Origin of the sequence: Paraburkholderia sp. GAS334 (assembly GCF_050436625.1) — a bacterium.
Classification (GTDB): domain Bacteria; phylum Pseudomonadota; class Gammaproteobacteria; order Burkholderiales; family Burkholderiaceae; genus Paraburkholderia.
This window is the reverse complement of record NZ_JBNDMO010000009.1, coordinates 19,752-31,772: the sequence shown is the minus strand read 5'-3', so window position 1 is coordinate 31,772 and position 12,021 is coordinate 19,752. Positions and strand designations below refer to the sequence as shown.

Annotated in this window: 11 protein-coding genes; 7 read left to right on the top strand and 4 right to left on the bottom strand. The window is 64.1% G+C overall.

Annotation, left to right across the window (positions count from 1 at the left end):
* The first annotated feature begins 3 nt into the window (after positions 1–3).
* From efeB to P3T21_RS17790, 4 genes are all read left to right on the top strand, one after another.
* Positions 4–1,293 carry an iron uptake transporter deferrochelatase/peroxidase subunit gene (gene efeB, locus P3T21_RS17805; RefSeq protein ID WP_429257258.1) on the top strand — a complete coding sequence of 430 codons (1,290 nt, stop codon included), beginning with the start codon at positions 4–6 and terminating at the stop codon, positions 1,291–1,293.
* 121 nt (positions 1,294–1,414) lie between these two features.
* Positions 1,415–2,437: an iron ABC transporter substrate-binding protein gene (locus tag P3T21_RS17800; RefSeq protein ID WP_429257257.1), complete on the top strand. Its 1,023-nt coding sequence runs from the start codon at positions 1,415–1,417 to the stop codon at positions 2,435–2,437.
* Positions 2,438–2,447: 10 nt separating this feature from the next.
* Positions 2,448–4,046, top strand: coding sequence for an ABC transporter permease (locus P3T21_RS17795; RefSeq protein WP_429257256.1), 1,599 nt, complete (start codon positions 2,448–2,450; stop codon positions 4,044–4,046).
* 120 nt (positions 4,047–4,166) lie between these two features.
* Positions 4,167–5,255 (top strand): ABC transporter ATP-binding protein, encoded by a 1,089-nt coding sequence (locus tag P3T21_RS17790; RefSeq protein ID WP_429257255.1) that lies wholly within the window; start codon positions 4,167–4,169, stop codon positions 5,253–5,255.
* On the opposite strand, the gene P3T21_RS17785 is transcribed toward P3T21_RS17790, so the two are convergent.
* Positions 5,240–6,112 carry a LysR substrate-binding domain-containing protein gene (locus P3T21_RS17785; protein WP_429257254.1) on the bottom strand — a complete coding sequence of 291 codons (873 nt, stop codon included), beginning with the start codon at positions 6,110–6,112 and terminating at the stop codon, positions 5,240–5,242. The two genes, P3T21_RS17790 and P3T21_RS17785, sit on opposite strands and share 16 nt — an antisense overlap.
* Positions 6,113–6,217: 105 nt before the next feature.
* On the opposite strand from P3T21_RS17785, the gene P3T21_RS17780 reads away from it, so the two are divergent.
* The gene (locus tag P3T21_RS17780; RefSeq protein ID WP_429257253.1) at positions 6,218–7,144 is read left to right on the top strand and encodes a DMT family transporter; all 927 of its coding nucleotides are present in this window, start codon (positions 6,218–6,220) and stop codon (positions 7,142–7,144) included.
* 6 nt (positions 7,145–7,150) lie between these two features.
* On the opposite strand, the gene P3T21_RS17775 is transcribed toward P3T21_RS17780, so the two are convergent.
* The 3 genes from P3T21_RS17775 to P3T21_RS17765 all read right to left on the bottom strand — a co-directional run bounded on the left by P3T21_RS17775 (position 7,151) and on the right by P3T21_RS17765 (position 9,295).
* The gene (locus tag P3T21_RS17775; protein WP_429257252.1) at positions 7,151–7,456 is read right to left on the bottom strand and encodes a Txe/YoeB family addiction module toxin; all 306 of its coding nucleotides are present in this window, start codon (positions 7,454–7,456) and stop codon (positions 7,151–7,153) included.
* Positions 7,413–7,706, bottom strand: coding sequence for a type II toxin-antitoxin system Phd/YefM family antitoxin (locus P3T21_RS17770; protein WP_429257523.1), 294 nt, complete (start codon positions 7,704–7,706; stop codon positions 7,413–7,415). Before P3T21_RS17770 ends, P3T21_RS17775 begins: the two co-directional genes overlap by 44 nt.
* 290 nt (positions 7,707–7,996) lie before the next feature.
* Positions 7,997–9,295: an MFS transporter gene (locus P3T21_RS17765; protein ID WP_429257251.1), complete on the bottom strand. Its 1,299-nt coding sequence runs from the start codon at positions 9,293–9,295 to the stop codon at positions 7,997–7,999.
* Positions 9,296–9,522: 227 nt separating this feature from the next.
* Between P3T21_RS17765 and P3T21_RS17760 the strand changes: the two genes are divergently transcribed.
* Complete coding sequence (locus P3T21_RS17760; RefSeq protein WP_429257250.1) at positions 9,523–10,299, top strand: GntR family transcriptional regulator; 777 nt, start codon at positions 9,523–9,525, stop codon at positions 10,297–10,299.
* 8 nt (positions 10,300–10,307) lie between these two features.
* Positions 10,308–12,014 carry a malonate decarboxylase subunit alpha gene (mdcA, locus tag P3T21_RS17755; protein WP_429257249.1) on the top strand — a complete coding sequence of 569 codons (1,707 nt, stop codon included), beginning with the start codon at positions 10,308–10,310 and terminating at the stop codon, positions 12,012–12,014.
* Positions 12,015–12,021: the final 7 nt, after the last annotated feature.

Sequence of the window (12,021 nt, the reverse complement as noted above, 5' to 3'; positions counted from 1 at the left end):
ATCATGGCAAACGACCACACGCCCCCATCGCGCCCGTCGCGACGCGGGTTTCTCAAGGCAGGCGGCGCCGCGGTAGCGGCCGGCGCCGGCCTCGGCACGACAGGCGTCGCGCAGGCCGCGCCCGGCAAGACGCATGCGGACGATCCGCAGCACGCTGTCGAGCCGTTCTTCGGCGCACATCAGGGCGGCATCGTCACGCCGCAGCAGAGTCACACGTATGTCGCGGCCTTCGATCTGACGACCGAAAAACGCGATGACGTGATCGGCCTGCTGCGCGCATGGACCGACGCCGCTGCACGCATGACGCAGGGCGCGACCGCTGCCCCGCTGGGCACAGCCGACGATAAGTCGGCCCCCGATTCGGGCGACGTCCTCGGGCTCGGTCCGCAGGGTCTCACGATCACGTTTGGCTTCGGTCCCGGCCTCTTCACGCAGGACGGCAAGGACCGCTACGGCATCGCGAATCGCCGGCCGGCCGCGCTCGTCGATCTGCCGCGCTTCAATGGCGACCAGCTGATTGCGCAGAAGACCGGCGGCGACCTCTACATCCAGGCCTGCGCGAACGACGCGCAGGTCGCGTTTCATGCGGTGCGGCAACTCGCGCGCATGGGTTACGGCGCGATCCAGATGCGCTGGGGTCAGGCGGGTTTCCTGTCGGGTCCCAAAGGACAGACGCCGCGCAACCTGATGGGCTTCAAGGACGGCACGAACAACCCGTCGACGGAGAAGCCGTCGCTGATGAACCAGTTCGTCTGGGCCAGTGCCGCCGACGCGCCATGGATGCAGGGCGGCACGTACACCGTCGTGCGCCGGATCCGCATCACGCTCGAACACTGGGACCAGATGCAACTCGGGTTCCAGGAAGAGGTGTTCGGCCGGCACAAGAACAGCGGCGCACCCATCGGCATGAAGAACGAGCTCGACGCGCTCGATCTCAAGGCCGAGGACAAGGACGGCAATCCGGTCATCGCGCAGAACGCGCACGTCCGGCTGTCGAATCAGGCGACCAACAATGGTGCGCAGATTCTGCGCCGCTCGTATTCGTACAACGACGGCACGAACTTCTATATCGAGCGGTGGCCGCCATGGCGCCAGGAAACGGAATACGACGCCGGCCTGATTTTTATCGCGCATCAAAGCGATCCGCGCACCGGTTTCATTCCGATCAACGACAAGCTCGCGAAGTTCGACTTGATGAACCAGTTCACGACACACGTCGGCAGCGCGGTGTTCGCGTGTCCGCCGGGCGCGCGACAGGGTTCGTTTATCGGCGCGGGCCTGTTCGAGACGTAAGCGGCGCGGGCTGCTTTTACGTTTTACGGCCCGCGAACCGCGTACGCCGGACGCACAGAACGCATTAAACACATTGCACGCAACACACATCGAATCATTACATCAAGGGGATAGAAGGATCATGGCTCAATCATGGTTTCGCGCGCGCCTCAGCGCGTCCTGCATCGCGGCCGCACTGTCGCTCACGCTGGCGGCGCCTGCCGCGCACGCTGCGTCGATCGTGCTGTACAGCGCGCAGCACGAGCAGGTCGTCAACATGCTCGCGAAAGATTTCGAAAAGCAATCGGGCATTTCGGTGAAGATCCGCAACGGCGAAGGTCCGGCACTCGCGGCGCAGCTCGTCGCGGAAGGCTCGGCCACACCGGCTGACGTGTATTTCACGGAAAACTCGCCCGAGCTGATGCTGCTCGAAGAAAAAGGCATGCTGACCAAAGTCGATCCGTCGACGCTTGCAACGATTCCGGCGCGCTTCAACTCACCGTCGGGCCAGTGGGTTGGCGTGACGGCGCGTGAGAGCGTCCTCGCGTACAACACGACGAAAGTCCAGCCTTCGCAGTTGCCGCCGTCGCTGTTCGATCTGGCGAAACCTGAGTGGAAAGGCCGGATCGGCATCGCACCGAGCGACGGCGACTTTCTGCCGCTTGTGAGCGCCGTGCTCGCGCTGAAGGGCCAGGAGCAGACGCTGCAATGGCTCAAGGGCCTGAAAAAGAACGCGCAGATTTTCGATGACGACGAAGGCGTGATCGCAGCAGTCAACCGCGGCGGCGTGGCCACGGGCATCATCAACAATTATTACTGGGCACGCCTGCACGCCGAACTCGGCGACAAGGCTACGCGCAGCGCGATCTATCACTATGGCAATGGCGACGTGGGCGCACTCGTGAACGTGTCGGGCGCGGCCGTGCTGAAGACCACGCACAACGCGGATGGCGCGCAGCAGTTCCTGAAGTATCTGGTCAGCGAACGTGCGCAGACCCTGATGGCGAAGAGCCACGTCAGCTACGAATATCCGCTGCATGCAGGCGTTGCAGCTGATCCGGTGCTTAAGCCGTTAGCGGAACTGACGCCGCCGACGCTCACGCTCGAACAGCTTGGCGACGACAGCCAGGCTGGCAAGCTGCTGCGTCAGGCGGGCCTGCTGTAATGATCGATCGATGAGCGAAATCATCATTGCCGCTACGGCGGCTCCCGTACCGGCGCACGTCCACAGACGCGCGCCGCGCGGTCTGCTCGCGGCAGCCGCACTCAGCGCCTTGCTGGTGCTGCTGCCGCTGGCGTTTACGTTTTATCGCGCAACGACGTTCGGCTTCGACGAGGCGATTGAACTCGTGTTCAGACCGCTCGTCGGCGAGCTGTTCGTCAATACGCTGCTGATTACCGTGAGCGCGACGCTCGCAGCAGCGGTGATCGGCACGGCCGCTGCGTGGTTCGTCGAACGCACGCATGTGCCGGGACGTCGCGTGTGGGCGGTGCTCGCCGCCGCGCCGCTTGCGATGCCGGCGTTCATCACAAGTTACGCGTGGGTGTCGCTGAGTCTCGATCTGCAGGATTTTGCGGGCGCGCTGCTCGTCATTACGTCCGCGTATTTTCCGCTGGTGTATCTGCCGGTTGCCGCCGCGCTGCGCGGTATGGATCCGGCGCTCGAAGAAAGCGCGCGCGCACTCGGCTGCGGACGCTACGCCACCTTCATGCGCGTCGTGCTGCCGCAACTGCGCCCCGCCCTGCTCGGCGGGATGCTGCTCGTGGCACTCGGCGTGCTATCCGAGTTCGGCGCGTTCCAGATGCTGCGCTTTCGGACCTTCACGACCCAGATCTACGCCGAATTCCGCACGAGCTTCGATAACAGCGGCGCATCGTTGCTCGCGTGCCTGCTGATCGCGCTGTGTCTCGTGTGCCTTGCGCTCGAATTTCGTGTGCGCGGTGGTGCGCGGTATGAGCGCGTCGATCGCGGGGCGAGACGCGCGGCCTTGCGCTATGACCTCGGCAAGTGGCGCTGGGTCGTTTCGGGCGGCTTCGCGACGCTCGCCATTGTCACGCTCGGCGTGCCGCTCGGCATGATCGGGTTCTGGCTCACACAGGAAGGCGCAGCGGCTGTCACGCCGACCGAAGTGTCGCCGGAACTGCTGTTCAACGCGACGGTGTCGTCGCTGGGCTTTGGTCTCGCCGCCGCGATCGTGACGACGCTGCTTGTCATTCCGCTCGCGTTCCTGCTGGTCCGTTTTCCGGGACGCCTCGCAACGGTCTTCGAACGCACCGTGTTTCTCGCGCAGGGCGTGCCCGGGCTTGTGATCGCGCTTGCGATCGTTTCGCTTGCGGTGCATGCGCTGCAGCCGCTGTATCAGAGCTCGACGCTGCTCGTTATCGCGTACGCAATCCTGTTCATGCCGCTCGCGCTCGTCAGCGTGCGCGCGGCGTTGCTGCAGGCTCAGCCGCGTCTTGAGGAAACCGCGCGGGCGCTCGGTCTGAACTGGACGCAGACATTTGTCCGTGTACTGCTGCCGCTCGCCGGGCCCGGGCTGGGCGCGGCGGCATCGATGGTCTTCATTTCGGTTGTCACCGAACTCAACGCGACCCTTCTGCTCTCGCCAATCGACACGCACACACTCGCCACGCAGGTGTGGTCCGATACGTCGACGCTCGCGTTTGCCGCCGCCGCGCCGTATGCGGCGCTACTGACGGGTATTTCGCTGTGCGCATCCGGCGTGCTGTTTGCGCTGCTCGGCCGCTCGGCGCTGCTCGGACGCGATGGATAGCCTGCAATGCGCAGCAAAGCACACGGCATGGCGCGACGACACGGAATCGACGCATAATTGCTGCGCAACGACGCACGCATGACAACGCACAGGCACCCCGCCCCTTTTTATCCGGTTCACATGAGCAATCTTCGTATCAGCGGGCTGCACAAATCCTTCGACGGCCACGCCGTGCTGCATGGCGTCGACCTGTCGGTCGAGCGCGGCACGCTGCTCGCGCTGCTCGGCCCGTCCGGCAGCGGCAAGACCACACTTCTGCGGGTGCTATGCGGCTTCGAGCGCGCGGACAGCGGCGTCGTCGAAATCGATGGCCGCCGGGTTGCGGGCGACAACCTGCATCTGCCGTCCGAACAGCGGCGCATCGGCTACGTGCCGCAGGAAGGCGCGCTGTTTCCGCATCTGTCCGTGGCGGACAACATCGTGTTCGGCTTGCCGCGCGGACAGCGTCGCGCGCAGCATCGTGTGGCGGAACTGCTGGAACTGGTTGGATTGTCCGCGAACTACGCGAACCGCGCACCGCAGCAGCTTTCAGGTGGCCAGCAGCAGCGTGTGGCATTGGCCCGCGCGCTCGCGCCCTCGCCAACGCTCGTGATGCTCGACGAGCCGTTCTCGTCGCTCGATGCCGCATTGCGACTCGAAACACGTCAGGCGGTAGCGAATGCGCTAGCCGCGGCGGGTGCGACGGCGGTGCTGGTCACGCACGATCAATCGGAAGCGTTATCGCTCGGGCGCGAAGTTGCCGTGTTGTGGAACGGCAAGCTGATCCAGACCGCGACGCCCGAAACGCTCTATCGACGCCCCGTCTCGCGTGAACTCGCTTCGTTCATCGGCGAAGCGGTGCTGCTGCCAGGTGTCGCGTCGCGCGATGTCGCCCGGTGCGCGCTGGGTGAGCTGAAGCTGTCGACAGCCGTTGCCGATGGTCCGATCGATGTCATGGTGCGGCCCGAACAGATTTACGTGCTTCATGCGGAAGACGTCACGCGTCATGGCAAGCCCACATTCAGCGCAATCGTGCGCGAAGTGACCTTCAATGGCCAGGACGCGAGCGTCGTGTTGCAGTTGCAGGAGGAATCTGGCACCGCGGGTTCAGGCGCGCCCCGGGATGGAACCGTCCTTCGCGCCCGCGTGCCGGGCTATCGCAGCCCGCAGCCAGGTGAACGTGTGCGACTCGCTGTCGACGGCGAAGTGACGGCCTACGCGCGCGTCTGACTCCGCATCGACAGATCCTGCATCATCTGCGCGGCGAGATAGTCGCAGGTTGGCCGGTCGGATTTCGCACTGCGCGCGACGACGATCTCCAGGGGTTCGATCGTCGGCAGACCCTGCGCCTCGCCATAAATCGCCAGCCGTGACGGCACGCTGCAGCGCGCTAACGCCACGACGGCAAGTCCAGCATCGACGGTCGCCACAAGACCAAGCAGGCTCGCGCTGCTGTACGCGGCGCGATACTTGATGCCCGCACCATTAAGCGCCGCAAGCGTGTGCGCCCGCGCGACACACCCGTGCTCATACAGACCCACCGGCAGCGGCGACGTCGCCAGCACCGACGTATCGTCGGGCGCGCCGACCCACACCATATCCTCACGACGCACCAGGTCGCCGCGCAGCTTGCGGTCGCGCGTGACGAACGCGAGATCGATCTTGTTGTCGGCCAGCATCGGCGCGAGCGCGGTGCTCTGCGCGCAGACGATCTCGATCTCGACGCGCGGATACAGGTTCGAAAAGCGCCGCAACACGGGCGACAGGAGCGACGAAACGTAATCGTCCGGCGCGCCGAGTACAACGCGCCCAGTCACGTCCGGCCGCGCGATCGCCGACCACGCCTCCTCGTGCAGATCGAGCATCCTTCGCGCGTACTCGAGCAGCGTGTTGCCGGGACGCGTCAGCGCGAGATTGCGCGTGTCGCGCATGAAAAGCGTCGTGCCCAGCATGCGCTCCAGCCGCTTGATCTGCATGCTGACGGCCGCCTGCGAACGGTGCACCGTCACCGATGCCTTCGTGAAACTGCCCGCTTCCACCACCGCAACGAAAGTGCGCAACAGATCGACATCGAACTCGGGATGCATGATTCATCAATTTATCTTATGGAATTTCTCAATTTAATTCGTTTGTGAGCGATCGGCAAGTCCTCGATACTAGGTTCGTCAACGCATGCGAAGGAGCCGGTTTACATGAACATCACCGAACGCCAGCAGGGTGCCGTCACACTGGCAGCCGGCGGACTGTTGATGGGCACCATCGGGATCTTTGTCGAGGAAGCGCGGCTCGGCGCGCTCACGCTGGTCTTTTTCCGCTGCCTGTTTGGGTTTCTCGCGCTCTTCGCGTATTGCGCCTGGAAAGGCTTTTTCGCGCGCCGCTATTTCACGCGGCGCACCGTCGTGCTCGCCGTCGTGTCAGGCATTCTGATGGTCACGCAATGGGTCTGGTTCTTCGATGCGATTCATCGCACGAGCATTGCCGTCGCGACGGTCGTCTTCCATGTGCAGCCGTTCTGGGTCGTGCTGATTGGCGCGGCGCTGTTTCACGAGCGGCTCGGCATCGACCGGCTCGGCTGGATCGCCACCGCGTTTGTCGGCCTCGTGCTTGCTTCGGGCGTGATGGCGAGCGCAGGTGTGCAGGGGCACGCGGGCTATCTGACTGGCATCGCCGAAGCCCTCGCCGGCTCGGTGCTGTACGCGAGCGTCACGTTGATCGCGAAGAGCCTTGGCGATATGCGCCCGCACCTGCTGACGCTCGCGCAATGTTTTGTCGGCGTGATCTGCCTGCCGTTTATCGCGCCGCTCGCAGCCGTTCACATTTCGCCGCAGCAGTGGTTCTGGGTGATCGGAATGGGCGTGCTGCATACCGGGCTCTCGTACGTGCTGATCTATGGCGCGTTGCCCAGGCTGACGACGCCCGTCATCGCCGTGCTGCTGTTTGTCTATCCGCTAACGGCCATTGCCATCGATGCGCTCGTGTACGGCCGCGCGCTTTCGCCGTTGCAACTCGCAGGCATGGCTTTGATTGTGGCCGCGAGTCTCGGCGTGAATCTCGGCTGGCCGCTGCTTTCGGTTGTGCTGCCGGATACGCGTGCACGTGCCGGGCGCCACGCCGACTGACGCTGTTCAGTCGCCGTAGTGAAAACGGCAGGCGATCACGTAGATCAAACCGTCTTGCGGTAGATAGACCAGACGGTCGGCCCGCGTGATTCGCCTCGACCAGAAGCCCGTCAGATTGCCAACGAGCGGCTCGGGTTTGCCGGTTCCCGTAAACGGATCGCGCCGGCATTCCTCGAGCAGCGCGTTGATGTTTTGCAGGACCTTCCGGTCCGCCTGCTGCCAGTGCAAATAGTCTTCCCACGCTTCGTCAGTAAAGGCGAAAGCGGTGTCAGCCCTTGCGGCCTCTTTGTTGCGGCTCTTCTGTTTGCTCATTGTTCAGCAGGTTGCGTGGAATCGCCTTGCCAGCCTTGACCTGGGCGATGGAACGCGCAAGCCGTTCGGCGTTTTTCGGGGAGCTCAGCAGATACAGCGTTTCCTGCATCGCGTTGAAATCCTCGAGCGACACCATGACCACATGCTCACCGCTTTGCCGCGTAATCATCATCGGCGTGTGGTCGCGGCATACGTCATCCATCGCCTGCTTGAAGCCGGCGCGCGCCTCGCTATAAGTTAGGACGTTCATTTTTGGGTTCTCGACCTGAGTGGTTTCGCTCCGGTCGCTCCTGTCAGATTGGGTTGGCAGCGCTGCTTTCACGGGCCTCCCTTCGGGCACCCTTTCGGGACAATTGCAGCTTTCCATCGGGATCGTTAATTGTACAGAACGCCGTACAACAAGACAATCGCCGCCAATGCAACGCCTGCCTGCAACCTTGAGGCAAAGCATGGCATCTGGCGGCGGCCGGTAACAGTCAGCCGATCAGCCAACCGCAAAGTAACGGCGGTGCGGCGTATTACGCCCGCGCCGCCGCCCGTTCACTGTGGCAACACCTCCCCTCTGGTCTCCGGCGCGAACGGAATGATGAACAGACCGATGACGAAAGCGGCCGCTGTTATCGCGACCGGTATGCCGAGCGTATGCATGTTCAGCACGGCGGCGCCGAGCAGGAAGTTCACGCCCGCGCCCACGAACCGGCCGAACGACGTGCAGAACGCAAACGCGGTCGCGCGCACGCGGGTTTCGAACTGCTCCGGCAGCCACAGGCTGAACAGCGCGAAATTGCCACCGAAGAAGCCGAGCACCACGAGCCACGCGATGAACGGCGCCAGTCCGTTCGGCAGATAGAACGCCCAACCGAACGCCCCGACGATCGACACCGCCATCCCCGTGAAATAGATCGCAAGCGTATTCTTGCGTCCGATGCGTTCAGCGAGCGGCGGCAACGAGAGACAGCCGATGATCGTTGCGATCGAAAGCAGACCCGTCGCGATCGACGCCATCTTGATCGCCTCGGGTTTCGCCATCCCGGCCTTCGTCGCGAGCTGGATCACCGCCGACGGTTCGTACACCGCGCCGGCCCACAGCCCGATGATCGCGATCGTGAGCAGCGCGCACGCAACCCACGTGCGGCGTCGATATGCCGGCCCGAGAATCTCGCGCAACGGCTTGCTGTGCACGGTGCGCGCTTCGGCTTTCGTCCACTTCTCCGGTTCCTTCACGCGCAGCAGGATCAGGATCGCGCACACGACCGGGACCGCGCCCGTGAGGAACATCGCGCGCCAGCCGTAATGCACGCCGATCGTGTAGTTCAGTGCGGCTGCGAGGAAGAAGCCCGCGTAGTAACCCGTCTGCAGATAGCCCGCGCCCATCTTGCGTCGGTCTTCCGGCCACGCTTCGGCGACGTACGTACCCGCCAGCGCCCATTCGCCGCCGATCCCGACGCCGGCAATGAACCTGTAGATGCCGAGTTCCCACACGTTGTGTGCGGTCGAGGCGAGCCCCGTAAAGATGGCGAACGTGAAGATCGTGCCGGCCAGCACCTTCGTGCGGCCGAAGCGGTCGGCGAGCGGACCCCAGATAAACGACAGCCCCCAGCCGACGAGGAATAATGCGAAAAGAATCGAGCCGGCAAGGCCTACGTTGGCCGGCGTCGCGGCATACCCTGAGCGCGGTAGCAGCTCGGTGAGCGCGGGCGTGAGGACGAGCGCGTAGATGAACGAGTCCATCCCGTCGAGCGTCCAGCCAGCCCACGCGCCCCAGAAGCCTGCAATCTGCGAGCGATTGAGCGGTGTGCGATGCCGCGCGCCTGCCGCGCGGTCCGTCAGTGAATTCATCATGCTCCTCCGGTAATGCGGTTGGAATACGTGCTTCTGAACGACCGTGCAGCGAGCCTGCGAGGCGAAAGCCACGCGACCTTGCCGCCATGATGCGGGCATCGACTCACAGACGATGCAGCTGGGCGCGACGGCTTGCCGGCCTGGCTGGATGACTGCTGACGGGTCGAGGCACCCGGGTTTCTCCTGCTGGAGAAAACATCATTTCATATATAATATTTGATCTCATGAGCGAAGCAACGAGTGGTTTTCCCTTACACGGCGGCAGGCAGGCCTCCCTTCTTCCGGAGGCCGCTGCACCGCGGGCCAGTACGTCACGTGTGATCGCGGACGCGCTGCGCGCCGCGATCGTCGACGGTACGCTGGCGCCTGGCGCGCCACTGCGGCAGGACGCGATCGCCCGGCATTTCTCGGTCAGCGCGATTCCGGTTCGCGAGGCGCTCCGTCAGCTGGAAAGCGAAGGCTGGGCCAAGGTCGAGATGCACAAAGGCGCGACGGTCGCGCCGCTCTCGGCAGCCGAGGCGCGCGAAATCTATGAAATCCGCTCGGCGCTCGAAAGTCTTGCGATCGGGCTTGCCATCCCGGCGCACACCCCCGCGACGCTGCTCGAATGCGAAAGGCTGTGCAAGGCGGCCGAGCTCGAATCCGATCCGTCGCTGTACGCGGCCCGCAACCGCGCGTTCCACATGAGCCTCTACGCGCCCGCCGCCCGTCCGCAACTTGAGGACCTGATGGCAACGCTGCACCGGCGCGGAGAACGCTATCTCCGGCTCAAACTGGGTCTGCCGAGCTATAAGGGCGAATCCGACCAGGAACACGTCACCTTGCTGGACGCCGTGCGTCGGCACGACATTCCCGCGGCACAGAAGCTCGTCGTGCGCCACCTGCTTGACACGGGCGAGCTGCTTTATCGTTTCATCACCGAGCGCGTCGAGGCCGAGGCCGCGCAACCGAAAACCCGCAAGCCGCGCGCTTCACGCGGTTCGATCAAAACCGGGAGTTGAATCCGCCGATGAACCAGCGAGCCGCAACATCACCCGTGTCACCGCCTTCAACTCCGGCCGCTGCCGGCGGCGCCGCGCCCGCCGCGCGCTCCTGGACCACGCGTCGCGACGAAAAGAACCGTCGGCTCGCCGCTGTTGCCCCGTGGCTGAAGGACGGCGTTCTACCTGCGGAGCGCATCATCGATGCACTGGAAACGCTGATCTGCCCTGGCGACCGCGTCGCGCTCGAAGGCGACAACCAGAAGCAGGCCGACTTCCTGTCCCGTTCGCTGGCGAAGGTCGATCCGCAGAAAGTGCACGACGTGCATCTGCTCATTTCGACGATCAACCGTCCCGAGCATCTGACGCTCTTCGAAAAAGGCATCGCGCACAAGGTCGACTTTTCGTTTGCCGGACCGCAAAGCCTGCGCGTCGCGCAACTGCTCGAAGATGGCCAGCTGGAGATCGGCGCGATCTATACGTACGTCGAGCTGTATGCGCGGATGTTCGTCGACCTGACGCCGCACGTCGCGCTGCTGTGCGCGGAAAAAGCCGACCGTCACGGCAATCTCTACACCGGCCCGAATACCGAAGACACGCCGACCATCGCCGAAGCCGCCGCGTTCCGGCATGGCATCGTGATCGTTCAGGTGAACGAGATCGTCGATGAACTGCCGCGCGTCGATATTCCAGGCTCGTGGGTCGATGTCGTCGTCGAGGCGGACCGGCCGTTCGCCGTCGAGCCGCTCTTCACGCGCGATCCGCGTCACATCGGCGATCTGCAGGTGCTCACCGCGATGATGGTGATTCGCGGCATCTACGAGCCGTACGGCATTACGTCGCTGAATCACGGTATTGGATTCGATACCGCCGCGATCGAACTGCTGCTGCCTACGTACGGCGAATCACTCGGCCTCAAGGGCAAAATCTGCCGCAACTGGACGCTCAATCCGCATCCCACGCTGATCCCCGCGATCGAATCGGGCTGGGTCGAGAGCGTGCATTGCTTCGGCAGCGAAGTCGGCATGGAGCGGTATATCGAAGCGCGGCCGGATGTGTTCTTTACTGGCAGCGACGGCAGCCTGCGATCGAACCGCGTGCTCTGCCAGCTGGCCGGGCAATATGGCGTCGATCTGTTCATCGGCTCTACGCTGCAACTCGACGCTGACGCAAATTCATCGACTGTCACACGCGGCCGGCTCGCGGGCTTCGGCGGCGCGCCGAACATGGGTCACGATCCGCGCGGACGACGTCATTCGAGCGAAGCGTGGCTCAAGCTGCTAAAAGACGAGGGACCGGTTTCGCGTGGCCACAAGCTCGTCGTGCAGCTGGCGGAGACGTACAAGAAAGGCGGCGAGCCCACGTTCGTCGATGAACTCGACGCGATCGCGGTCGGCCAGAAAAGCGGCATGCCTGTCGCACCGGTGATGATCTATGGTGACGACGTCAGTCACGTCGTCACCGAGGAAGGCATCGCGCATCTGCACAAGGCGGAAGGCGTCGAAGAACGACGCGCGGCGCTCGCTGCAGTCGCCGGCGTAACGCCAGTCGGCCTGCGAGCGAAGCGTGAGAAAACCGACGAACTGCGCCGCCGCGGCATCGTCGCGTATCCCGAAGATCTTGGCGTCCGGCGCGGCGAAGCGAAGCGCTCGCTGCTGGCTGCGCGCAGTATCGACGATCTCGTCACGTGGTCGGGCGGGTTGTACGCGCCGCCGGCACGCTTCAGAAGCTGGTGACGTGATG